We start from the raw sequence: 22,208 nt of genomic DNA, 5'->3' as shown, positions 1-22,208 counted from the left end.
TTAGCGCTATCGCCTTAATGCATCCAGCCGAGCGAGCAGCCCCTCCTTCGTCTGTTCACCCACCAGATGCTCGCGCACTGTCCCTGAGGCATCCACGATATAGGTCACCGGCAGTACCGCACTGCGCGGTAGGTCCAGGCGTTCCGCCGGATCGACACTGAGTACCCGAAAGGCAATGCCCAGCGCATCGGCCGCGGCGACCAGTTCGTCACCCTGCAACCCGTCGAAATTCACCCCCAGCACCGTGACATCATCGCTGGCGCTATCCAGTGCGTTGAGCTCGGGCACTTCGGTCCGGCAAGGCCCGCACCACTCCGCCCAGTAGTTGATGACCAGCCACTGACCCTTGAGCTGTTGAGCCGTGACAGCAGAACCGTTCTGGTCAGGCCCCCAATCCTCACCACAGCCGGCCAGCGCCAGGCAGGCGAGTACCGCGAATAGACCTACGGACCGTTTGATCATCTTGGTTTCCTTGCAATGAAGCCGTGTCGTGATCATACCCGGCGTGCCTGCAGCCAGTCGGCGACACTACCTCCGAAGAGGCTGGCCTGCTCTTTGTGGAGCAGGTCCAGGGTCTGACGCAGGGTTGGATACCAGGGCTCGTCGAGGTGATCCGGTAGCGCCTGCCTGCCCGACAGGGGCCAGGGATTGCAGCGCAACAGCTGATCGAAGCTGTAGTGATTGAGATCGCGGCAGAGTACCCAGCCGGACGACCCGGTGCGACATACCAACTGTTCACGCTCGAAGAACTCGAAAATTTCGTCCCACTCGTCCTCGGGCAGCTGCCAGCCGTTTCGGTGCGCGTCGCGCAAACGCACCTCGCGTCCGGCCTGCTGGCTCTCATAAAGCACGCGCAGCAGCCCAAGCATGACCAGCAGACGGGGCACCGAGCGCTGACGCCATTGCTGAGACGACGACAAGCCGCACACCAGCTCCGCACCGAACAGCACGATCATCCAGGAGAGATAGACCCACAGTAGAAACAGCGGCACCGCGGCGAAGGCACCGTAGATCAGCTGATAGCTGGGGAAATAGCTGACATACAGGCCGAACAACTGCTTCGCCGCCTCGAACAGAACGGCGGTGAAGGCCCCTCCGACCACGGCGTGCCGCAGGGGTACCCGAGTATTCGGCACGGCAGCGTAGATCAGCGTGAAGGCCGCGATGCTCAGCACCAGCGGCATCGCCTTGAGAATGGTGCGCGCCCCCACGACCGCGTGAGGCCCGGAGATCAGCGACAACGAGGTGATGTAGGTGCTCATGGCGAATCCCGCGCCGAGCAACAGAGGCCCCAGGCTCAGGATGGCCCAGTACAACAAAAAGCTCGAAATACCACGACGGGGTTGGCGCACGCGCCAGATGACATTGAAGGCCTTTTCGATGGTGAGCAGCATCATCAGCGCGGTCGCCATCAGAAAGCCCACACCGAACCAGGTGAGCTGCCTGGCCTGATCGGTGAAGGCCACCAGATACTCCTGAATGGTAGCGCCGGTGGATGGAATGAAGTTGTTGAAGATATAGATCTGTATCTGCTCGCCGACGCCCTGGAACGCAGGGATCGCCGAGAGCATGGCGAAGGTCACCGTCATCATCGGCACAACCGCGAACAGCGTCGTATAGGTCAAGGCTGCTGCGCTGTGGGCCCCACGGTCGGCCAGGAATCGCTGCACTAGAAAGCGAACAAACTCGACGAAGTCCTTGATCCGTTGCTGCATCCCATCCCCTCGGTGCCAGTCACGATTGCCGAAACACACGCTTGCAGGCCTGTGACAGAGCGAAAGCCTACCTGTGCAGACAGCCGCCCGCGAGCAGCGTTTCAAGCCTTGCGGCTTTGAAGGTTAGAATGACGGCCTTCCCTGGCGTGAAGCAAACTGCAAATGACCGAACTGACCCTCTATCACAATCCGCGCTGCTCGAAATCGCGTGGCGCGTTGGAATTGCTCACACAGCGTGGCCTGACGCCCACGGTGATCAATTACCTGGAAACGCCCCCGTCTGCCGAAGAGCTGCAACGGATCATTGCCCGCCTGGGCATCCCGGCGCGCCAACTTCTGCGCACGGGCGAAGCGGAATACAAGACCCTCAACCTGGCCGATCCGAGCCTCAGCGACCGCCAGATCATCGAAGCGATGATCGCTCACCCGAAGCTGATCGAGCGGCCCATCCTGGTCACCGACGATGCCGCCGTGATCGGTCGTCCACCCGAGAAGGTGTTGGAGCTACTGCCATGAACGCTTCCTACATCCTGGTGCTGTATTACAGCCGCCACGGCGCCACTGCCGAGATGGCGAGGCAGATCGCCCGCGGCATCGAGCAGACCGGACTCGAAGCGCGGCTTCGCACCGTGCCGGCGGTATCGACCGAGTGCGAAGCGGTAGCGCCGAGCATTCCCGAGCAGGGTGCGGTCTACGCGACCCTGGATGACTTGAAGAACTGCGCCGGGCTGGCACTCGGCAGCCCGACCCGATTCGGCAACATGGCTGCGCCTCTGAAGTACTTCCTCGACGGCACCAGTGGCCTCTGGCTGACGGGCGAACTGGTGGGCAAACCCGCCGGCGTCTTTACCTCGACGTCCAGCCTGCACGGCGGGCAGGAATCGACGCTGCTGTCGATGCTATTACCACTGCTTCACCACGGCATGCTGGTACTCGGTCTGCCCTACAGCGAAAACGCGTTACTCGAGACTCGTGGCGGCGGTACGCCCTATGGACCGAGCCATCACGCCGGCACAGACAGCAAGCGTCAGCTGGACGATAACGAAATTGCCCTTTGCCGTGCCTTAGGGCAGCGCATCGCGGACACCGCCAAGCGCCTGGAGAATGTCCGTGGCTAGAAAACCCAAACCGCTCCCAACGCTGGAATGGCTGACACCGCGGGTCAAACTCGCTCGTGCGATCAGTCTGGCCAGCTTCATTGGTCTCGCCGTGCTACTGGTCGTCTGGAACCTCGCGTTCGCCGATCTCCATGGGGCACGCACCTGGGTCGTGGTCGGTATTCAGCTGATCCCGCTTTTACTGGTCGCCCCGGGCATGATCTCCGGCAGCCCACGTGCGCACGCCTGGACATGTTTCATCGTCAACCTGTACTTCATTCAGGGCGTACTCGCGGCCATCGACCCGGCCCGGATGTTCTACGGCTGGCTGGAGGCGATCATCAGCCTGACCTTGTTCACCGGCGCTCTGCTTTATACCCGCTGGGCTTATCAATACGAACGCAAGGCAGCGGGAGAGAACTGAGGTAGACGGGGCGCGGGACCACAACCCTGCGCCCAACTCAAATTGGCTCGATGGCCATCCCCGGTGGATCGAAACCACCCTGGCTGGCTACTAGCGGCGAAAGCACTCGCCCCTCGTAGCGGCTTCAAGAGGGAACGGGCACACCCCTCATGCCCTGGCGCTGCTACCAGCCAAGCGTTTCCTTGAGAAACGGAATGGTGAGCTTACGCTGCGCCTGCAGCGAAGCCTGGTCGAGCCGGTCGAGCAGCTCGAACAAGGCGCTCATGTCGCGAGCGCCACGGGTAAGAATGAAGCGGCCGACATCATCGGGCAGGCTCAGTCCACGCCGCGACGCACGCAGCTGCAGCGCGCGCAGCTTGTCCTCGTCGGACAGCTCCTGCAACTGGAACACCAGTGAAAGGCTCAAGCGCGACTTGAGGTCCGGCAGCTGGATCGCGATCTCTCGCGGCGAGGCATCGGCGGCGAGCAGCAGGCGTCGGCCGCTATCGCGCAACCGATTGAACAGATGGAACAACGCCTCTTCCCAGACCGGATCGCCCGCAACTGCATCCAGATCATCCAGGCAGACCAGCTCGCTCTGCTCCAGATTGTCCAGCAACGCTGGACCGTATTCGCCCACCTCAGCCAGCGGCAGGTACACGGCAAGTTCGCCGCGCTGCTCGACCCGCAGACAGGCGGCCTGGAGCAGGTGGCTGCGCCCCACGCCGGTGTTGCCCCAGAGATAGATCAGTTCGTCGGACCAGCCGGCCTCGGGCGAACAGACGCGCTCAACGTAGCCCAGCGCAGCGGCATTGGCGCCCGGATAGAAGTTGGCAAAGGTGGCATCGTCGCGAAGGCGGATGCCCAGGGGCAGTTGAATGGGTTTCATGGTTGGCGGGGCGGATCGACCGGAGGCTCTGCGTAAAGGTCCGAGAGTTTATAGAGATCATGCACATGGCGCAGCAGAACCATGATCACCGCGGCCACCGGCAGCGCCAGCAGTACGCCAGTGAAGCCGAACAGCTGACCGCCCGCCAGCACCGCGAAGATCACCGCAACCGGATGCAGACCGATCCGATCGCCCACCAGCAAGGGCGTCAGTAACATGCCTTCGAGCATCTGCCCGACCGCGAACACCGCGGCGACGCCCAGCAAGGGATAAGGCTCCAGGCCAAACTGGAACAGGACAGCGATCACCGCCGCGCCGATACCGACCACGAATCCCATATACGGCACGATGCTCGCCAGGCCTGCCAGCACGCCGATCAGTAACCCAAGCTCGACGCCAACCAGCATGAGCCCGGCGGAATACACCACGGCAAGCGCCAACATCACCAACAGCTGCCCGCGCAGAAAGGCGCCAATGACCTCGTGGCATTCGCGCATCAAAGCCATCACGGTCTCCTCCCGGCGCCGTGGCAACAGCGCCCGCAGCTTGGCCATGATCAGATCCCAATCGCGCAGCAGATAGAAGCACACCACCGGCACCAGAAAGAGATTCGCCAGCCACGCGAGCAGCGCAAGGCCCGAAGCGGTCGCCTGGCTCAGGATGACCGCAACCACGTCCTTGGTACTGCCGAGATTGGCGGAAAAGGCACTCTTGAGTTGATCGAAACGCCAGAACTCTTCTTCAAGACCAAACTGCATCTGCACCCAAGGCAACGCCGTGACCTGCAGCCAGTCGAGCCCCAGAGGCGCCAGCTGATACAGGTGCATCAGCTGCTTGCCCAGCATCGGCACCAGTACCAGCAACATCAACAGGCACAGCAGCAGGAACAACGCAAACACCAGGATCACGCCCCAGGTCCGCGACAGTTTCCAGTTCTCCAGCCTATCGACCAGCGGATCGCCCAGGTACGCCAGCAGAATGCCCACCAGAAATGGGGAAAGGATCGGCGAGAGCTGATAGACCAGCCAGCCAAGCAGCAAGAGCGCCGCCAGCCAGAGCCAGCGGTTAGTGGAGGTGATGGTCATGATCTGTACGCCTTGTTCCGTTGATCGAGAGCCATGCTCTCGGCAGGCAAGAGAAACCGGCACGTGCCGCGGGTAGCGGCACCGAACCATTGGCGCCTATTGCAGCGCCTTCAGCTACCAGCGAAAGCGCAGCACCTCGCCCTGGTCTCTCGACGCGGATGGTAGCTCAGCAGGCCGTTTCGGTTCTTCGATAGGCGTCTCGGCGTCGATCGGCTGGACAGCAGGATCAAGCGCCGCGTCAGCCGAGGGCGTCTGCGCTTCAACGGGCTGCTCGTCGACCTCATCAGCAGGCACCTCCTGCAGACGTGCCAAGGCCAGCTGCGCCCGAAGTTGTTCCGGGCTGGCGTTGAGGCGATACACCAAGCGATCCCTATCGACGCGCTGCAAGTGGGCATCGAAGGGTTCGAGCAGGCGGTCCAATTCGGCAAAGCGATCGACGTCGGCGCCCAGCACCTCGAGTGTGATTTCGGCAACCGCGCCCGGCGCGACGCGGTATTGCGGCGCCAGGAAGGCGCTGACCTCCGACAGGATTTCGTCGGCCACAGCGGCGCGGGTGGCGCCACTCGCCTTGCCTTGGGTGCGCTTGTCGCCAAGCCAGAAATGCCAGTTCGCCTGCCAGGTGTCGTCAGAATGCTTAGCCAGCACGGTGAGCAAGCTATCTGCATCGTAACGCTCGGATACGTCGCGAAGTGCTCCCGGGTCATCCGCCGCCACCGTCTCAGCCGTGGCGGCGATCTGCTCGCTCAGGTCGGCAAGCGGCAAACGCAGCGGTAAGCCACGATGCTGCGCGGCCGCCTGCAAGTCGGATGCGCCGTCCTGCGCATCACCGATGAGCTGCGAGCCGTCGCTCGACTCCGTCAACCACCAGGTCAGCACGCTGGGGCGGTCGCTGCCCCACAACGACAAGCCGGCTTTGCGTAATGCACGTTCGGTAGTGGTCGGGTCGAAGCTCACCACCACCGCACCATCCTCGTAGGCATATCGGCTTATCAGTTGCTGCGGGTCCTTGCGCAACTGCGCAACGGCAGCCTCGTCCGTCTCAGGATCGCCAGTCAGGCGCAACACCAGGGTGTCGAACGCCTTGCGCAACGCTTCCTCGCGCTCCGCTGGCTGCTGACTGGCCACCGGCTCTCGCACCTTGTACAGGTCGCTGACCGGTGCCGCCAGGCTGTGAGCGGAAACCATGGCGCAGCACAAAGCTATGAAGCGGGGGATAAGAGGCATGCGGATACTCGCTGGCTGGCCAGTCATGGGGAAGCCTAACGATCGCTCGGCGACGATCGGATGCGGCCACGGTGAAACACGCGTTATACCTTAAACAGGCGCTTGAATCGGGGCAACCGCCGCACAGTTGCGGCACCCGCTCGACTCGACATCGCCGCTCCGGGCTGCTGCTAGCTGGATCCGGTGTGCGGGATGGTCGCTCTGCGGCAAGCCTGATAAAATCGCGCGCTTTCCGCTGACCGGTCCGGCGCCCTCGCCACGTCGAGACAGACTCCGTTCCACCGGTCGCCCCGCACTCTCCTCACAGGTCCGGATCTCTATGAGCAAGCAACCCTCCATCAGCTACAAGGACGCCGGTGTCGACATCGATGCAGGCGAAGCGCTGGTTGAACGCATCAAGGGCGTAGCCAAGCGCACCGCGCGTCCTGAAGTCATGGGCGGGCTGGGCGGCTTCGGCGCCCTCTGCGAAATCCCGGCGGGCTACAAGCAGCCCGTACTGGTGTCCGGCACGGACGGCGTCGGCACCAAGCTGCGCCTGGCTCTGAACCTGAACAAGCACGACAGCATCGGCCAGGACCTGGTGGCGATGTGCGTCAACGACCTGGTTGTCTGCGGCGCCGAGCCGCTTTTCTTCCTCGATTACTACGCCACCGGCAAGCTCAATGTCGACATCGCCGCCACCGTGGTCACCGGCATCGGTGCCGGCTGCGAACTGGCCGGCTGCTCGCTGGTGGGCGGCGAGACGGCGGAAATGCCCGGCATGTACGAAGGGGAAGATTACGACCTGGCGGGCTTCTGCGTCGGCGTGGTGGAGAAAAGCGAGATCATCGACGGAACAACCGTGACCGCGGGCGATGCGCTGATCGCACTGCCCTCTTCCGGCCCACATTCGAACGGCTATTCGCTGATCCGCAAGATCATCGAAGTAGCCGGCGCCGACATCGAGAACACCCAACTCGACGGCAAGCCGCTGACCGAGCTGTTGATGGCGCCGACCCGCATCTATGTCAAGCCACTGCTCAAGCTGATCAAGGACACCGGTGCGGTCAAGGCGATGGCGCACATCACGGGCGGTGGCCTGCTGGACAACATTCCGCGCGTACTGCCCGATGGCAGCCAGGCGGTCATCGACGTTGCCAGCTGGCAGCGCCCGGCAGTCTTCGATTGGCTGCAGGAGCAGGGCAACGTTGACGAGCACGAGATGCACCGTGTCTTGAACTGCGGCGTCGGTATGGTCATCTGCGTCGCCCAGAACCAGGTCGAAGCGGTGCTCGACAATCTGCGTGACGCCGGCGAACAGCCTTGGGTGATCGGTCAGATTGCAGCGGCCGGCGAAGGCGCCGAGCGCGTTGTACTGAACAACCTGAAAAGTCACTGATGACCCCGACCTGCAATATCGTGGTGCTCATATCGGGGTCCGGCAGCAATCTGCAGGCCCTGATCGACAGTATCGAAGCCGGTAACCCGGCACGCATCTGCGCGGTGGTTTCCAATCGTGCAGAAGCCTTCGGCCTGCAACGCGCACAGGCTGCAGGCATTCCCACGCATGTGGTGCGGCACAAGGATTACGCCGACCGGGAAGCCTTCGATGCGGCACTGATGGAGATCATCGACGCGCATCAGCCGCAGTTGGTGGTGCTGGCCGGATTCATGCGTATCCTCACCCCCGGCTTCGTGCGCCATTACCACGGCCGTCTGCTCAACATACATCCGTCGCTGCTACCGAAATACAAAGGGCTGGATACCCATCGCCGAGCGCTGGATGCCGGCGACCGCGAGCATGGCTGCAGCGTCCATTTCGTCACCGAAGAACTCGACGGTGGCCCTGTCGCCATCCAGGCAGCCTTTGCCGTCGAACCCGACGACAGCATTGACCAGCTGACCGAGCGGGTCCATGCAGCCGAGCACGTCATCTATCCTCTGGCCGTTCGCTGGTTCGCCGACGGCCGCTTGCGCCTTGCCGAACAAGGCGCGATGCTGGACGCCACCCTGCTGCCGGCTACCGGCCATCTGTTACGAATCTAGGAGATCTTATGCGTCGCGCCTTGCTGCTCGCTCTTGCCGTACTGGCTCTGCCGGTCCAGGCGCTGGAGCTCAAGCCTTTCTCCGCCAGCTACACCGCGGACTGGAAACAGGTGCCCATCAGTGGCACGGCCCAGCGCAGCCTGGAAAAGCTCGACGGTGATACCTGGCAGCTGGATTTCGAAGCCTCCATGCTGGTGGCCAGCTTCAACGAGCGCAGCACGTTCAAGGTCGAAGGGGACACCTTCGTGCCGCAGAAGTATCGGCTCAAGCGCAGCGGGCTCGGCAAAGGCAAGGTCGTCAAAAACGACTTCGACTGGGCGGCGAAACAGGTCGTCGGCGAAGACCGTGGCGATCCGGTCAAATTGCCGCTCAACCGCGGCCTGCTGGACAAGTCCACCTATCAGATCGCGCTTCAGCACGCCGTAGCGGCGGGTGAAAAGAGCATGAGTTATCAGGTCGTCGATGGCGATGAAATCGAAACCTACGATTTCCGTGTCCTCGGCGAGGAAAAGGTCAGCACCAAGGCCGGGCAAGTGGATGCCATCAAGGTCGAACGCGTGCGTGACCCGACCCAGAGCAAGCGCCAGACGATCCTCTGGTTCGCCACCGACTGGGATTACCTGCTGGTCCGCCTGCATCAGGTGGAAAAGGACGGTAAGGAATATCAGATCATGCTGGATGAAGGCACCGTTGACGGCAAAGCCGTGAAAGGTAACTGATCTCACCTGCGCCAGCATGCTGGCGCAGCTCCACACGCTGCATGCCGAGCCCCACGATGACCTGCTCCCGCGCCCTGATGTTCGCCTTGCTGCCGGTTTTTGCTGGCTGCCAGTCCATGCCCTGGAACCACCAGCCACCCGGACAACCGCTCGAGCGGCTGCAGGGTGTGGTCACGCGCAGCGAGGGCAAGCTCGTGCTGGACAGCTGCCAGGGCGAGCGCCAGGTGGAGCTGCTCGACCCGGCTGCGACGGGGTTCGGTGATGATGCGCAAGCCCTGTGGGCAGATGGCAATACGCGCTTGTTTGCCGATGTTCGCGGCAGGCTGGCCTCCCGGGCCGACGGCAGCGCTCAGCTGCAACTGACCCAGCTCTATCGCCTCGAAGGCGACGGGCACGGCTGTAACATTCGCGAATTCGACCAGCTCACCCTCCGTGCGGGTGGTCATGAGCCGGGCTGGGCTGTGCGGATCACGACTCAGGGCATGCTGCTTGAACGCCAGGGGCAGGCCCCCTTGGCCCTACCCTATCTGGAAGAGCAGTTGCCGGGTGGGCAAATCAGCTTCAGCAGTGAAGCGAACAACCAGCGCCTCGACCTCTGGGTCGCCCCGCTACGCTGCGTCGACAGCGCCACCGGCGCGGTCACCCATTTGACAGCCGAACTGCGCCTCGACGACCAAACCCTGCGCGGCTGCGCCTATTACGGCGGTGCACGCAGCGAATGAAGCTATCGAAGCGTGAATCAGCACGCTTCCCGACGTCTCGAAGACCACGACCATGAACAACGACCTGTCCTTGCTGCAGCCCTACCCATTCGAGAAGCTGCGCGCCTTGCTCGCCGGCGCCCAACCGCCTGCCGAGAAGCGCCCGATAGCACTGTCGATCGGCGAGCCAAAGCACCCTTCCCCTGATTTCGTCGCCCAGGCGCTGGCTGCCAATCTCGATCAGCTGGCGGTGTATCCATCCACGCTCGGCATACCCGCGCTGCGCGAATCGATCGCCCGCTGGGCCGAGCGGCGCTTCGGCGTCGCCACTGGCGGTATCGACCCGGCCCGCCATGTGCTGCCGGTCAACGGGACCCGTGAAGCCCTGTTCGCCTTTACACAGGCGGTGGTCAACCGCGGCACCGAGGCGCTGGTGGTCAGCCCGAATCCGTTCTATCAGATATACGAAGGCGCCACGCTGCTGGCCGGCGCCACGCCGCATTACCTGCCGTGCACGGCCGAAAACGGCTTCAATCCCGACTTCGATGCCGTCTCGGCCAGCACCTGGCGGCGCACCCAGATCCTGTTCCTCTGCTCACCCGGCAACCCGACCGGCGCACTGGTGCCCCTCGACACGCTGAAGAAGCTGATCACCCTGGCTGACCAGCATGACTTCGTCATCGCGGCGGACGAGTGCTACAGCGAGCTGTACTTCGATGAAGACCAGCCGCCAGCAGGACTGCTGACCGCCTGCGCCGCACTGGGGCGCGATGATTTCAAGCGCTGCGTGGTCTTCCACAGCCTCTCCAAGCGCTCCAACCTACCAGGACTACGCTCCGGGTTCGTTGCCGGCGACGCCGAGATCCTGAAGGCGTTCCTGCTCTACCGCACCTACCACGGCTGCGCCATGCCAGTGCAGACACAGCTGGCGAGCATCGCCGCCTGGAACGATGAAAGCCATGTGCAGGCCAACCGACAGCTCTACCGCGAGAAATTCGACGCGGTGCTGGACATCCTTACCCCGGTAATGGACGTGCAGCGCCCTGATGGCGGGTTTTACCTCTGGCCGAAGACGCCGGTCGATGATCAGCAGTTCACCCGCGAGCTGTTCGCCCGCGAGCACGTCACCGTGGTCCCCGGCTCTTACTTGTCACGCGAAGTAGAGGGCGCCAGCCCTGGAGCGGGCCGGGTGCGCATGGCGCTGGTGGCGCCACTGGCCGATTGCGTCGAGGCCGCCGAGCGCATTCGAACCTTCATCGCCGCGCTCTGACGAAAAGCCGGACGCCAGGGCGTCCGGCTTGCGCATCAGGCAACCCCGGGCGGGATCATGTCCTTGCCGTAGTCGCGCAGCTTCTCGAGGTTTTCCGGTTTCATGTGCTCCGGAATATCCGTGGCGGTGTCATCGCATTCGTCACGCTCATCGACATCCGGTTTTTCAGGCTCGTTCATGGCGTCCTCCGTCAGATTGCGTTCTCTTCCCAGATTAGCTCACCGTCCTCGCTGACCTCCCGGACCTTGGTCAGCGCCGCCTCGGCGGCGACATCGGCCTCGGAGGCGAGGTCATACCGCCGTCCATTGGCGACCTTGAATACATGGACGTTGTCATCGCTATCACGGCGCTTGACCGCAATCACCGCCTCGAAACCGTCGTCGGCAGGAACGGCCGAGGAAATGGCCTCATGGTGTTCGAAATGCTTGCGTGCCATACATGACCTCATCGTTGCGATTGTGATCAATGGACAACGCTCAGCGCGAAAAAGATCGAACGTGGCCGCCGACCGGTGGCTGAACCGAGCACTGTCACCGCGACTCCATCCCTTAACAGCCGACGGGAGCCATGCCATGACCCTGAACGAGACCTATACCGCCAACGCCCCCTCACGCGAGGAAGTCGACGCGCTCGACGGCTTCACCCTGATCGAATTCGGCACCGACTGGTGCGGTCACTGCCGTGCCGCGCAGGCGCCGCTGGCCAGTGCGCTGGCCGGCCGCGAACTGCGCCACCTGAAGATCGAGGATGGCCCGAGACGCCCACTGGGGCGCTCATTCCGCGTCAAGCTCTGGCCGACACTGATCCTGATGCGTAACGGCGAAGAACTGGGACGTGTGGTCCGCCCGACCAGCACCCAACCGATCGAGGCATTGCTACGCCAGTGCGGCGAGGCGACAAGCGGATAATCTGAAGCCTTCCAGGCAGCCGGCAAGCGGCAGGCTTCGTCTCACCGTGGCATAATCCGCGGTCCAGTTTGGCCGGAGAATGCGGAGCCTGTTATGCCTGAACGAAACAACGGACTGTGCCTGTACGGCATCAAGGCGTGCGACACGATGAAAAAGGCCCGCACCTGGCTCGACCAGCAGGGGCTGAGCTACACCTTTCATGATTACAAGAGCGCCGGTATCGACCGTGCCCACCTGCAAGCCTGGTGCGAAGAACATGGCTGGCAGACCGTACTCAACCGTGCCGGCACCACCTTCCGCAAACTGGACGATGCGCAGAAAGCCGATCTTGACCAAGCCAAGGCCATCGAGCTGATGCTGGTCCAGCCGTCGATGATCAAGCGTCCGGTCCTCGACCTCGGCGACAAGACGCTGATCGGCTTCAAGCCGGACACCTACGCTGCCGAGCTGGCAGCCAAGAACTGAACGCGCTCCCCTAGAGACTGCGATTGATTAAGGACTCCCCTATGAGCAACTCCCTATTCAGCCTGGCGTTCGGCGTCGGCACCCAGAACCGTCAGGGCACCTGGCTGGAAGTCTTCTATGCGCAGCCGCTGCTGCGCCCGGCCGGTGAGCTGGTCGACGCCATTGCACCGCTGCTCAACTATCAAGGTGGTAACCAGGCGATCGCCATCAGCACCACCCAGGCCGCTCAGCTGGCCGATGCGCTGAAGTCGATCGACGCCACTCAGCACGCGCTGCTGACGCGCCTGGCCGAGAGCCAGCGCCCTTTGGTGGTCACGCTACTGGCCGAAGACGCGGCGCTGACGTCCACGCCCGAAGCCTACCTCAAGCTGCACCTGATCTCCCATCGTCTGGTCAAACCGCATGGTCTGAACCTGACCGGCATTTTCCCGCTGCTGCCCAACGTCGCCTGGACCAACCAGGGCGCGGTGGACCTGGCCGAGCTGGCCGAACGCCAGCTCGAAGCACGCCTGAAGGGCTATCTGCTGGAAGTCGTCTCGGTCGACAAATTCCCGAAGATGACCGACTACGTGGTTCCGGCCGGCGTCCGTATCGCCGACAGCGCACGAATCCGCCTCGGCGCCTACGTGGGTGAAGGCACCACCGTGATGCATGAAGGCTTCATCAACTTCAACGCCGGCACCGCAGGTCCGGGCATGATCGAAGGCCGCGTATCGGCCGGTGTGTTCGTCGGCAAGGGTTCAGACCTGGGCGGCGGTTGCTCGACCATGGGCACCCTGTCCGGCGGCGGCAACATCGTCATCTCGGTCGGCGAAGGCTGCCTGATCGGTGCGAACGCCGGCATCGGCATCCCGTTGGGTGACCGCAACACCGTGGAATCCGGTTTGTACATCACCGCCGGCACCAAGGTGAACCTGCTCGACGAGCAAGGCGAGCTGGTCAAGGTGGTCAAGGCGCGCGAGCTGGCCGGCCAGACCGACCTGCTGTTCCGCCGCAATTCGCTGACCGGCGCGGTCGAATGCAAGACGCACAAATCCGCGATCGAGCTGAACGAAGCGCTGCACGCGCACAACTAAGCTGGAAACAGATCGAAGCGCTGGAGGCCAAGGCTGGGCCGGTGGGCAACCCTGCCCCGCTCTACCCAAGGCCTCCAGCCGCTTCGGGCACAAAGCCATAGGACGAAAACGATGTCGCTTGTATCCCCCTGGCGTGCCGATTTCCCCGCTCTGGCCATCCTCGAAGCCCAGGGTCAGACCTATCTCGACAGTGCCGCCACTGCGCAAAAACCCCAGGCGCTGATCGACGCCCTTACGGGATACTTCACCTGCGGCACCGCCAATGTGCATCGTGCCCAGCACCAGCCAGCCGAACGTGCGACGCGCGCGTTCGAGGAGGCACGCGTCAAGGTGGCCAAATGGCTGAATGCCTCCTGCCCGACCGAAATCGTCTTCACCCGCGGCGCCACCGAGGCGCTCAATCTACTCGCCTACGGGCTTGAACACCTGATCGAAGCCGATGACGAAATCCTCGTCAGCGCCCTGGAGCATCACGCCAATCTGCTGCCCTGGCAGCAATTGGCCAAGCGCCGCGGCGCCAGGCTGGTCGTGCTGCCGCTGGATGCCCGCGGGCGCATCGACATGGATGCCGCCAGGCAGCTCATCGGCGCGCGCACGCGCCTGCTGGCCGTCAGTCAGTTGTCCAACGTGACCGGCTGCTGGCAACCGCTGCTGGAGCTACTCCCGCTGGCCAAGGCGCAAGGCGCCCTGACAGTGGTCGACGGCGCGCAGGGCGTGGTGCATGGTCGGCACGACATGCAGGCGCTGGCCTGCGATTTCTATGTGTTGTCCTGCCACAAGCTCTACGGCCCGGAGGGCGTCGGCGCACTGTACGGGCGCGGCGAGTCGCTGCTCAAGCTCAAGCACTGGCAATTCGGCGGCGAAATGGTCCGCATCGCCGACTACCAGCACGCCGAGTTCCACGCCGCCCCGCTGGGGTTCGAAGCCGGTACCCCACCCATCGGTGGCGTCATCGGCCTCGGCGCGACACTGGATTACCTGTCGAAGCTCGACGCTACGGCGGTAGCGGCCCATGAACAGGCGTTGCACCGCGAACTGCTGAATGGGCTGGCGGCTCGCGACGGCGTCAGGCTGCTCGGCGAGCCGCAAGTCGCCCTGGCCAGTTTTACCGTGGATGGCATCCATCATGGCGACCTGGCCCACCTACTCACCGATCAGGGCATCGCCGTGCGCAGTGGCACTCACTGCGCACAACCGCTGTTGAAGTCGCTAGGGCTGGAAGGCGCGACTCGGGTATCGCTCGGGCTATACAACGACGGCGACGATCTGGGGCGCTTCTTCGGCGCGCTGGATCAGGCATTGGACCTGCTGCGATGAACGATCTGCCCGAAGCGGCGATGGACGCCCTGCACAGCTTTCAGCAGGCGGCAGGCTGGGAGCAGCGCGCTCGGTTGTTGATGCAATGGGGTGATTGCCTGCAGCCGCTCGCCGATGCCGAGCGCAACGACGCCAATCTCGTGGCGGGCTGCGAGAGCAAGGTCTGGCTGGTGGGCGAACGCCGCGACGGTCAGTGGCATTTCCGCGGCACCAGTGAGGCGCGGCTGTTGCGTGGCCTGCTCGCCGTCCTGCTGGCCCGGGTCGATGGGCTGGAGGCGCGCGAACTGCAGCGCGTCGATGTGGCGGAGTGGTTCAGCCAGCTGGGGCTGTCCCGTCAGCTCAGCCCGTCCCGAGCCAACGGCATGAACGCCGTGTTGGAGCGGATGCGCGCGCTGGCGTCGACAGACTAAGCCCCGAACTCAACGGTTGGCCGGCCCCGGGGTTCGTTCGGCGGGCCGCCGCGCACCTGCGACCAGCTTGTCCACGGCCCGCGCCGCCGCCACCAGACCAAAGCTCGCGGTAACCATCATCGCCGCGCCGAAACCGCCGGCACAGTCGAGCTTGACCCCTTCACCCACGAAACTCTTGCTCTGACAGACACCGCCGTCCGGCTTGGGATAACGCAGCTGCTCGGTGGAAAACACGCAGGGCACGCTGTAGGTGCGGCCCGGCGTACGCGAAAAGTTATATTCGCGCCGCAGCAACGATCGCACCTTCGCCGCAAGCGGATCGTTGAAGGTCTTGTTCAGATCGGTGACCTGAATCTGCGTCGGATCGACCTGCCCTCCCGCGCCTCCGGTAGCGATGATCTGGATCTTGCGACGCTTGCACCAGGCGATCAACGCGGCCTTGGCCGGCACGCTGTCGATGCAGTCGATGACGCAGTCCAGCTGCTCAGTGATGTATTCGGCCATGGTCTCACGCGTAACGAAATCGGCCACCGCGTGCACCCGGCACGCTGGGTTGATCGCCTTGATCCGCGCGGCCATCTCGTCGACCTTGGGTTTGCCGACCGCGCCCTCCAGCGCGTGCACCTGGCGATTGGTATTGGTGATGCAGACGTCATCCAGATCGAACAGGCTGATCTCACCCACGCCACTGCGTGCCAGCGCTTCGGCCGCCCACGAGCCGACGCCGCCGATACCGACCACCGCCACATGGGCGGCGGCCAGGCGCTCGAGCCCCTGGGCACCGTACAGACGGGCGATGCCGCCGAAACGTTGATCGTCAATTGCCATGTGATCCCCCGAATATTATCGGCCGATTATAGAGCGCCGACCGGCCCGCTCCCAGCCAGGCCCTGGGTTTGCCGCCGGCTGGCACAGCCGCCGCGGCGGCGATTGGCCAATCGCATCCGTTTTCGCGCCGCCCAGCTCGCCGAATTAATTTAATATGGCGCCCTTTCCCCCGCCCGCTCCGGAGCCGTGATGAGTACCGCCGCCCTCTCCCCCACTCTCGAACTCGCCTGTGAGCTGATCAACAGGCCTTCGGTCACGCCACTGGACGAGGGCTGTCAGCAGTTGATGTGCGAGCGTCTGGCCGCCTGCGGCTTCGCCATCGAGCCGATGCACATCGAGGACGTCGAGAACTTCTGGGCGATTCGCGGTCATGAAGGTCCGGTACTCTGCTTTGCCGGTCACACCGACGTGGTGCCCACCGGCCCACTACAGGCCTGGCACAACCCGCCCTTCGCCGCACGCATCGACGAGCACGGCATGCTCCACGGCCGTGGTGCAGCGGACATGAAGGGCAGTCTGGCGTCGATGATCGTAGCCGTGGAGCGCTTCACCGCGACTCATCCAACCCACAAGGGCCAGATCGCCTTTCTGATTACCAGCGACGAGGAAGGCCCGGCCCACCACGGCACTAAGGCCGTGGTCGAACGCCTGCGCGAACGCGGCCAGCGGCTGGACTGGTGCATTGTCGGCGAGCCGTCGAGCACCAGCCAGGTCGGCGACGTGGTCAAGAATGGCCGCCGTGGCTCGCTCGGCGGCACCCTGACCGTACGCGGCCAGCAAGGCCATGTGGCCTACCCGCACCTGGCGAAGAACCCGATTCACCTCGCCGCGCCCGCGCTGGCCGAACTGGCTGCCGAGCACTGGGACGATGGCAACCCGTTTTTCCCACCCACCAGCTTCCAGATCTCTAACCTGAATTCGGGCACCGGCGCGACCAACGTGATTCCCGGCACCCTGGAAGCGGTGTTCAACTTCCGTTTCTCCACCGAGTCCACCGTCGAAGCCTTGCAGCAACGCACCGCAGCGATTCTCGACAAACACGGCCTGGATTGGAGCGTCGACTGGGCGCTGTCGGGGCTGCCCTTTCTCACCGAACCGGGGGAACTGCTCGACGGCGTGGCCGCCGCGATTCGTAGCGTCACCGGGCGCGAGACCACCCCCTCGACCAGTGGCGGCACGTCCGACGGGCGTTTCATCGCCACGCTCGGCACCCAGGTAGTCGAGCTGGGCCCGGTCAACGCGACGATCCATCAAGTGGACGAACACATCCTCGCCAGCGATCTCGATCTGCTGACCGAAATCTATTACCAGACACTGGTCAACCTGCTCGCATGCTGATCTGTCCGCTCTGCCAAGCCGCGCTCGTGGCAGTCGACAACGGCGTCGCCTGCCCGGCCAATCACCGCTTCGATCGCGCCCGCCAGGGTTACCTGAACCTGCTGCCCGTGCAGCACAAGAACAGTCGTGCGCCGGGTGACAACCAAGCCATGGTCGAGGCTCGTCGGCGCTTTCTCGACGGCGGCCACTATGCGCCGCTGGCCGCGCGCCTGGCGCAGCTGGCGGGTGAGCGATTGCCGACGCGCTGGTTGGATATCGGCTGTGGCGAGGGGTACTACACCGCCCAGATCGCCCAGGCACTGCCGGATGCCGATGGCTATGCGCTGGATATTTCTCGCGAAGCGATCAAACGTGCCTGCAAACGTGCGCCGCAGCTGGAATGGCTGGTGGCGAGCATGGCGCGGGTGCCGCTGGCCGATGGCAGCTGCACTCTGTTGGCCAGCGTCTTCAGCCCGCTGGACTGGGACGAAGCCCACCGCCTGCTCGCGCCCGGCGGTGGCCTCCTGCGCATGGGGCCGACTCGCGAGCATCTGTGGGAACTACGCGGTCTGCTGTACGACGAAATACGCGATTATGATGACGAAAAGCACCTGTCGCTGATCCCTCAGGGTATGCACCTGGCGGCTAGCGAGACGCTCACCTACGAGTTGCTGCTCGATGACGCCCAGGCCCGCGCCGATCTGCTGGCCATGACCCCGCATGGCTGGCGCGCCAGCGCCGAACGCCGCGCCAAGGTGATCGACACACCGCTCAAGGTTCGGGTTGCGATACGCTACGATTGGATCGAGCGAGACCGCTAGAACCTTCAAGACAAGACGCTCCTGACGCGGCCGGTGCCACGTCGCCCCAGCCGCCACAGGCTCGCAACCTCACAGACAAGGCCATCGCCCATGCGTCAACCGGACATCGAGATCTACCTCAGGGACGCCAGCCAGGACGCCGTAACCCAATGGCTCGACCAGGCTGTCGGGCCCTGCTCTCCCTGGCAGCCCAAGGGCCACACCTTCAAGTGCAAGGCTGGCGACATACCGGTGACCTGGTTACCCAAGGCCGTCGGCAAGTGGCACAGCCTGTTGCTGGAAAGCGACGCGACCCCATGGGAGGACGACGTCGCCTGCGCCCGCGCGGCCTATCAGGCGCTGGGCGTGGAAATTCGCTGTGCGCCAGGTGGCTGGCAGGAAGAGGAGTCGGTAGAGGACGCCGATCGCTGGATCAGCATCAGCGAGCGCGGCGAAGCGGAAATTCTCTGGCGTACTGATTGAGCGAAAGCCAACGGGGCTGAAGCGGCCCCGTTCCGTCGCAAGGCGGCCAGAGGCTGCGTTCCGTTCAGGTTATTCGGCACGCCCGATCGGAAAGAACTGGCCATGGCTCCAGACACCCAGCCAACTGACACCCTCGATATCCTGCGGCACCGCCAGCTCGACGAGCTGGTAGAACACGTTGCGATGAATCAGCGCTTCCAGGTTCGCGCGTACCAGCACATAGGGCGCCGGCTCCTGGGTTTGCGGATCGATCTCGACCCGTATCGGGTGTTCCGCTCCCGCTTCGGTTTCGTCACCGACATTGGTGACGAAGCGCAGCACCTGCGCCTCCCCCACCCCATCGACCGACAGCTCGACGGCCACGAACGGCGCATCGTCTACGGTAATGCCGACCTTCTCCACCGGCGTCACCAGGAAATAGTCGTCGCCGTCCCGCCGAATCACGGTGGAAAACAGCCGAACCATGGCCGGGCGCCCGATTGGCGTACCCATGTAGTACCAGCGACCGTCACGCGCGATCCGCATGTCCAGATCGCCACAAAATGGCGGGTTCCACAGGTGCACCGGCGGCAAGCCCTTGCTTCCGGACTGGGCAATCTGATCGAGCAGGTTCGCGGCTTTTCCAGCATCGCTCATGTGCGCTCCTTAACGGCTGAGGCCTGTCAGGCGTCGGGCGTAGTCGCGCAAGGGCGGTCCCAACAAGACCTGCGGCGTCGCATCGTAAATGTTCAGCAACCCACCGCGACTGCGGATGCGGGCGGTATCGACCAGATAGTGGTTTCCGGTCTCGATCAGCATCAGCTGAATGACACTGGTATCGACACCCAGGCGATCCAGCGCGCGCTGGTCATTGAGCTCATCGAAGCTGCCGATCCGGTCATCCGCCGCGGCGAATCGCGTATATAGCAAGTAATGGGCACCAGCTGCCCGCGCTTGGTTCAATGCCTCATCCAGTCCGGCCGGTTCGGCTGCGCGCCTGACCAGCGGAAAGTACTCGACGAAGCCCTTGAAGGCTTCTTCGGCAACCACGTTCGGCCGAGGATAAGCGTTGCCGGGTGGGACGAAATGGCCTTGCGCGATATAGATGAACGAGTCGGGCTGCAGACGCCAGGAGGTCGACCGCACGGTTTCGCTGTGGTCGAGCACACCTACGTCGCTGAGCTGATAACGAGCGCCCTCGGCCAGATCACTGACGTTCATGCAGCCGCTCAAGACGAGCATTGCCACAACAAGGCCAACCACTTTCATTTGCTGCTCCTGCCACTGACTGAAAACCGACGATTCTGGCGAAGCAATGCACTAACCACGCCAGCTCTGCCAACCTGGGCGTCGCAGATGTCGATACCGGGCGAGCAGCGGTGAACGATTGGGGCTCGCCTTCAGTGTCTGCAATCCGTTAGGAGCAACGACCTACGAGGGCATCGGCCAAGTCGAAGCGAGAGCAATGTTGGGCGCCCTTGCGGCAGGATCCGCGTGTTCGCCAGGCAATGCACGTGGCCTGGCGGCAGCCGGCTAGTCGCGCTTGCGCTTGTTCCCCATGCGCACGCCGATATCCATCAGGAACTGGAAGAAGCCTTCCTGATCCTCGAGAACGTTGCTCCAGAACGGCGAGTGATACAGCGCCACGGCGCCGTGTACCAATGCCCAGGCCGCGCAGTAATGGAAGTAAGGCGGCACGTCTTCGAGCTTGCCTGCTTCGATACGCCCCTTGATCAGTTGCGTAAGGTGTTCGAAATTCGACGCGCGGATCCGGTGCAGCTCCTCCACCATGTCCGGCACCTGGTTGCCCTTGACCACCTTTTCCTCGAGACGGTCGAACAAGCGGTAGCGCTGCGGATCACGCATGCGGAACTCGAAGTAAGCGCGCGACAGGGCTTCCTTGTCCTGATCGAGGCTGGGCGAATGCAACAGCTCGTTCAGGTCACGCTCGTAATCGAGCATGAGCCGCAGGTAGATTTCGGCCTTGGACTTGAAGTGCTTGTAGATGGTGCCTTTGCCGATGCCGACCCTGTCGGCGATCATCTCGACGGTGACGCTGTCCTCTCCTTGTTCGAGGAACAGCTGAAGCGCGGTATCGAGAATTTCTTGTTCGCGACGGCGGAATTCACGGACCTTCCGAGGTTCATTTTGCATAGGAGACTGCGGCTTGAAAATTGAAGCAGATGATTATGCCTATCTAGTCAGAAAATGCACGGAACATCGCCCATGAGTTCACTGAATGACGAATTTCCTCATATCGAAGGGCTGCGATACCTGAATCACGCAGCCGTCGCTCCCTGGCCTCGCCGCGCGACCGAAGCGGTGACGGCCTTCGCCCAGCAGAACATGACAGTCGGTGCCCGCGACTACCCGCAGTGGCTCACGGTCGAGAACCGGCTGCGGGTTCGTCTGGCCCGGTTGCTGAACGCGCCCGCCCCTGCCGACATCGCGCTGGTGAAAAACACGTCCGAGGCGCTGTCATTCGTCGCGTTCGGCCTGGACTGGAAAGCCGGCGACCAGATCATCATCAGCGACGAGGAATTCCCCTCCAATCGGGTCGTCTGGGAGGCGCTGCGGCCGCGAGGCGTGGAGGTGATTCAAGTCAGCCTCAAGGGCGACGACCCGGAAGGCGCCCTGCTCGCGGCCTGCGGCCCCAAGGTACGCCTGCTGGCAATCAGTGCCGTTCAGTACGCCAGCGGCTTGCGGCTCGACCTGCCCCGGCTGGGTGAGGGCTGTGAGCAGCGTGGCGTGTTGCTGTGCATCGACGCGATCCAGCAGCTCGGCGCGCTGCCTTTCGATGTGCAGCAGTACAAATGCGCCTTCGCCATGGCGGACGGGCACAAGTGGCTCCTGGGGCCCGAAGGGCTGGGTGTTTTTTACTGCCGCAGTGACCTACGCGACCAATTGCAGCTCCATGAATACGGCTGGCACATGCTCGAGCATGCCGGCGACTACGACCGCGTCGACTGGCAGCCGGCGCGCAGCGCGCGTCGGTTCGAATGCGGCAGCCCCAACATGCTCGGTGCGATGGCGCTGGAAGCGAGCTTGTCGCTGCTCGAAGAGGTCGGTATGGCCCACGTAGGCCAGGCGCTGGCCGAGCGCATCGACCACCTGCATCACGCGTTGTCCGCCATGCCAGGCGTTACCCCGCTGAGCCCAAGCGATCCGCTAAGACGCGCCGGGATCGTCACGTTCAGAGTCGATGGCTGGGATAACGCGGCGCTGTTCGAGCAGCTCAAAACGGAGCAGATCGTTTGTGCGCTTCGCGGCGGAGGCGTGCGGTTGTCGCCCCACTTCTACACCCGTGCGGAAGTGATCGAACAGACGTTGGCCGTCATCGGCAACCTGCACGCAAGGTAGGCGATCAAGGTCCGCCTGACTATTCCAAATCCGTTTTAAAAAGGCGGCGATTCCACCGGCAGGATCGCCGATACGGGCCAATACTTCAGTCACTGGCCGCGCAATCCCCCCAATGCTCGGCCAGCTGAGGGAACGAG

Annotated in this window: 28 protein-coding genes; 17 read left to right on the top strand and 11 right to left on the bottom strand. The window is 63.5% G+C overall.

The features are described 5' to 3' along the window. Positions 1–6: 6 nt before the first annotated feature. Together KVO92_RS17955 and KVO92_RS17950 are read right to left on the bottom strand one after the other, a co-directional pair. Complete coding sequence (locus KVO92_RS17955) at positions 7–462, bottom strand: TlpA family protein disulfide reductase (RefSeq protein ID WP_217476887.1); 456 nt, start codon at positions 460–462, stop codon at positions 7–9. Positions 463–494: 32 nt separating this feature from the next. Further along, positions 495–1,715 (bottom strand): virulence factor BrkB family protein, encoded by a 1,221-nt coding sequence (locus KVO92_RS17950; RefSeq protein ID WP_217476886.1) that lies wholly within the window; start codon positions 1,713–1,715, stop codon positions 495–497. 162 nt (positions 1,716–1,877) lie between these two features. Here KVO92_RS17950 and arsC point away from each other — a divergent pair, with 162 nt between their 5' ends. From arsC to KVO92_RS17935, 3 genes are read left to right on the top strand one after another with little or no spacing between them, the layout of a single operon-like run. After that, positions 1,878–2,231 carry an arsenate reductase (glutaredoxin) gene (arsC, locus tag KVO92_RS17945; protein WP_217476885.1) on the top strand — a complete coding sequence of 118 codons (354 nt, stop codon included), beginning with the start codon at positions 1,878–1,880 and terminating at the stop codon, positions 2,229–2,231. Then, positions 2,228–2,833 carry an NAD(P)H:quinone oxidoreductase gene (wrbA, locus tag KVO92_RS17940; protein ID WP_217476884.1) on the top strand — a complete coding sequence of 202 codons (606 nt, stop codon included), beginning with the start codon at positions 2,228–2,230 and terminating at the stop codon, positions 2,831–2,833. The genes arsC and wrbA overlap by 4 nt, the downstream gene beginning before the upstream one ends. Then, a complete protein-coding gene (locus KVO92_RS17935) occupies positions 2,826–3,236 on the top strand; it encodes a DUF2069 domain-containing protein (RefSeq protein ID WP_217476883.1) in 411 nt (136 codons plus the stop codon). Before wrbA ends, KVO92_RS17935 begins: the two co-directional genes overlap by 8 nt. 163 nt (positions 3,237–3,399) lie before the next feature. Here the strand turns inward: KVO92_RS17935 and hda are convergent, their stop codons facing one another. From hda to KVO92_RS17920, 3 genes are all read right to left on the bottom strand, one after another. Beyond that, on the bottom strand, positions 3,400–4,104 hold the full coding sequence (hda, locus tag KVO92_RS17930) for a DnaA regulatory inactivator Hda (RefSeq protein ID WP_217476882.1): 705 nt from the start codon (positions 4,102–4,104) through the stop codon (positions 3,400–3,402). Then, positions 4,101–5,189, bottom strand: a complete 1,089-nt coding sequence (locus KVO92_RS17925; RefSeq protein ID WP_217476881.1) for an AI-2E family transporter — start codon at positions 5,187–5,189, stop codon at positions 4,101–4,103. Before KVO92_RS17925 ends, hda begins: the two co-directional genes overlap by 4 nt. Positions 5,190–5,303: 114 nt before the next feature. Next, the gene (locus tag KVO92_RS17920) at positions 5,304–6,413 is read right to left on the bottom strand and encodes a DUF2066 domain-containing protein (protein WP_217476880.1); all 1,110 of its coding nucleotides are present in this window, start codon (positions 6,411–6,413) and stop codon (positions 5,304–5,306) included. Between the two features lie 319 nt (positions 6,414–6,732). On the opposite strand from KVO92_RS17920, the gene purM reads away from it, so the two are divergent. Genes purM through dapC form a run of 5 tightly spaced genes read left to right on the top strand, consistent with a single transcriptional unit; the run spans position 6,733 to position 11,128 of the window. Beyond that, the gene (purM, locus tag KVO92_RS17915; RefSeq protein ID WP_217476879.1) at positions 6,733–7,791 is read left to right on the top strand and encodes a phosphoribosylformylglycinamidine cyclo-ligase; all 1,059 of its coding nucleotides are present in this window, start codon (positions 6,733–6,735) and stop codon (positions 7,789–7,791) included. Next, complete coding sequence (gene purN, locus KVO92_RS17910) at positions 7,791–8,438, top strand: phosphoribosylglycinamide formyltransferase (RefSeq protein WP_217476878.1); 648 nt, start codon at positions 7,791–7,793, stop codon at positions 8,436–8,438. The genes purM and purN overlap by 1 nt, the downstream gene beginning before the upstream one ends. Before the next feature lie 8 nt (positions 8,439–8,446). Then, the gene (locus KVO92_RS17905; protein WP_217476877.1) at positions 8,447–9,157 is read left to right on the top strand and encodes a DUF3108 domain-containing protein; all 711 of its coding nucleotides are present in this window, start codon (positions 8,447–8,449) and stop codon (positions 9,155–9,157) included. 56 nt (positions 9,158–9,213) lie between these two features. Continuing rightward, complete coding sequence (locus KVO92_RS17900; protein WP_217476876.1) at positions 9,214–9,879, top strand: COG3650 family protein; 666 nt, start codon at positions 9,214–9,216, stop codon at positions 9,877–9,879. Positions 9,880–9,931: 52 nt separating this feature from the next. Continuing rightward, positions 9,932–11,128 carry a succinyldiaminopimelate transaminase gene (gene dapC / locus KVO92_RS17895; protein WP_217476875.1) on the top strand — a complete coding sequence of 399 codons (1,197 nt, stop codon included), beginning with the start codon at positions 9,932–9,934 and terminating at the stop codon, positions 11,126–11,128. 35 nt (positions 11,129–11,163) lie between these two features. Here dapC and KVO92_RS17890 read toward each other — a convergent pair whose 3' ends face one another. Both KVO92_RS17890 and KVO92_RS17885 read right to left on the bottom strand, forming a co-directional pair. Further along, positions 11,164–11,307, bottom strand: coding sequence for a hypothetical protein (locus KVO92_RS17890; RefSeq protein ID WP_217476874.1), 144 nt, complete (start codon positions 11,305–11,307; stop codon positions 11,164–11,166). 11 nt (positions 11,308–11,318) lie between these two features. Beyond that, positions 11,319–11,564: a hypothetical protein gene (locus KVO92_RS17885; RefSeq protein ID WP_217476873.1), complete on the bottom strand. Its 246-nt coding sequence runs from the start codon at positions 11,562–11,564 to the stop codon at positions 11,319–11,321. A gap of 136 nt (positions 11,565–11,700) precedes the next feature. Between KVO92_RS17885 and KVO92_RS17880 the strand changes: the two genes are divergently transcribed. The 5 genes from KVO92_RS17880 (at position 11,701) to KVO92_RS17860 (ending at position 15,304) form a co-directional block, all read left to right on the top strand. Beyond that, complete coding sequence (locus KVO92_RS17880; RefSeq protein ID WP_217476872.1) at positions 11,701–12,036, top strand: thioredoxin family protein; 336 nt, start codon at positions 11,701–11,703, stop codon at positions 12,034–12,036. Between the two features lie 93 nt (positions 12,037–12,129). Next, positions 12,130–12,501 carry an ArsC family reductase gene (locus KVO92_RS17875; RefSeq protein WP_217476871.1) on the top strand — a complete coding sequence of 124 codons (372 nt, stop codon included), beginning with the start codon at positions 12,130–12,132 and terminating at the stop codon, positions 12,499–12,501. Between the two features lie 41 nt (positions 12,502–12,542). Next, positions 12,543–13,577, top strand: a complete 1,035-nt coding sequence (dapD, locus tag KVO92_RS17870) for a 2,3,4,5-tetrahydropyridine-2,6-dicarboxylate N-succinyltransferase (protein ID WP_217476870.1) — start codon at positions 12,543–12,545, stop codon at positions 13,575–13,577. 111 nt (positions 13,578–13,688) lie between these two features. After that, entirely contained in the window at positions 13,689–14,894 is a 1,206-nt protein-coding gene (locus tag KVO92_RS17865; RefSeq protein ID WP_217476869.1) for an aminotransferase class V-fold PLP-dependent enzyme, read from the top strand. Next, the gene (locus KVO92_RS17860) at positions 14,891–15,304 is read left to right on the top strand and encodes a SufE family protein (RefSeq protein ID WP_217476868.1); all 414 of its coding nucleotides are present in this window, start codon (positions 14,891–14,893) and stop codon (positions 15,302–15,304) included. Before KVO92_RS17865 ends, KVO92_RS17860 begins: the two co-directional genes overlap by 4 nt. Before the next feature lie 9 nt (positions 15,305–15,313). Here KVO92_RS17860 and tcdA read toward each other — a convergent pair whose 3' ends face one another. Continuing rightward, complete coding sequence (gene tcdA, locus KVO92_RS17855; RefSeq protein WP_217476867.1) at positions 15,314–16,132, bottom strand: tRNA cyclic N6-threonylcarbamoyladenosine(37) synthase TcdA; 819 nt, start codon at positions 16,130–16,132, stop codon at positions 15,314–15,316. Positions 16,133–16,321: 189 nt separating this feature from the next. On the opposite strand from tcdA, the gene dapE reads away from it, so the two are divergent. The 3 genes from dapE (at position 16,322) to KVO92_RS17840 (ending at position 18,732) form a co-directional block, all read left to right on the top strand. Further along, entirely contained in the window at positions 16,322–17,470 is a 1,149-nt protein-coding gene (gene dapE, locus KVO92_RS17850; RefSeq protein ID WP_217476866.1) for a succinyl-diaminopimelate desuccinylase, read from the top strand. Beyond that, positions 17,464–18,270 (top strand): putative RNA methyltransferase, encoded by an 807-nt coding sequence (locus KVO92_RS17845; protein ID WP_217476865.1) that lies wholly within the window; start codon positions 17,464–17,466, stop codon positions 18,268–18,270. Before dapE ends, KVO92_RS17845 begins: the two co-directional genes overlap by 7 nt. A gap of 90 nt (positions 18,271–18,360) precedes the next feature. Then, positions 18,361–18,732, top strand: a complete 372-nt coding sequence (locus tag KVO92_RS17840; RefSeq protein WP_217476864.1) for a hypothetical protein — start codon at positions 18,361–18,363, stop codon at positions 18,730–18,732. Positions 18,733–18,801: 69 nt separating this feature from the next. On the opposite strand, the gene KVO92_RS17835 is transcribed toward KVO92_RS17840, so the two are convergent. From KVO92_RS17835 to KVO92_RS17825, 3 genes are all read right to left on the bottom strand, one after another. Beyond that, positions 18,802–19,368 (bottom strand): DUF1285 domain-containing protein, encoded by a 567-nt coding sequence (locus tag KVO92_RS17835; protein WP_217476863.1) that lies wholly within the window; start codon positions 19,366–19,368, stop codon positions 18,802–18,804. A gap of 9 nt (positions 19,369–19,377) precedes the next feature. Then, complete coding sequence (locus tag KVO92_RS17830) at positions 19,378–19,980, bottom strand: DUF4823 domain-containing protein (RefSeq protein WP_217476862.1); 603 nt, start codon at positions 19,978–19,980, stop codon at positions 19,378–19,380. 264 nt (positions 19,981–20,244) lie between these two features. After that, on the bottom strand, positions 20,245–20,865 hold the full coding sequence (locus tag KVO92_RS17825; RefSeq protein WP_217476861.1) for a TetR/AcrR family transcriptional regulator: 621 nt from the start codon (positions 20,863–20,865) through the stop codon (positions 20,245–20,247). Positions 20,866–20,937: 72 nt separating this feature from the next. Here KVO92_RS17825 and KVO92_RS17820 point away from each other — a divergent pair, with 72 nt between their 5' ends. Beyond that, a complete protein-coding gene (locus KVO92_RS17820) occupies positions 20,938–22,071 on the top strand; it encodes an aminotransferase class V-fold PLP-dependent enzyme (RefSeq protein ID WP_217476860.1) in 1,134 nt (377 codons plus the stop codon). The last annotated feature ends 137 nt before the right edge of the window (positions 22,072–22,208 follow it).

The organism is Stutzerimonas stutzeri (assembly GCF_019090095.1).
Lineage (GTDB): Bacteria > Pseudomonadota > Gammaproteobacteria > Pseudomonadales > Pseudomonadaceae > Stutzerimonas > Stutzerimonas stutzeri_AN.
This window is presented reverse-complemented; position numbering and strand designations above follow the sequence as displayed.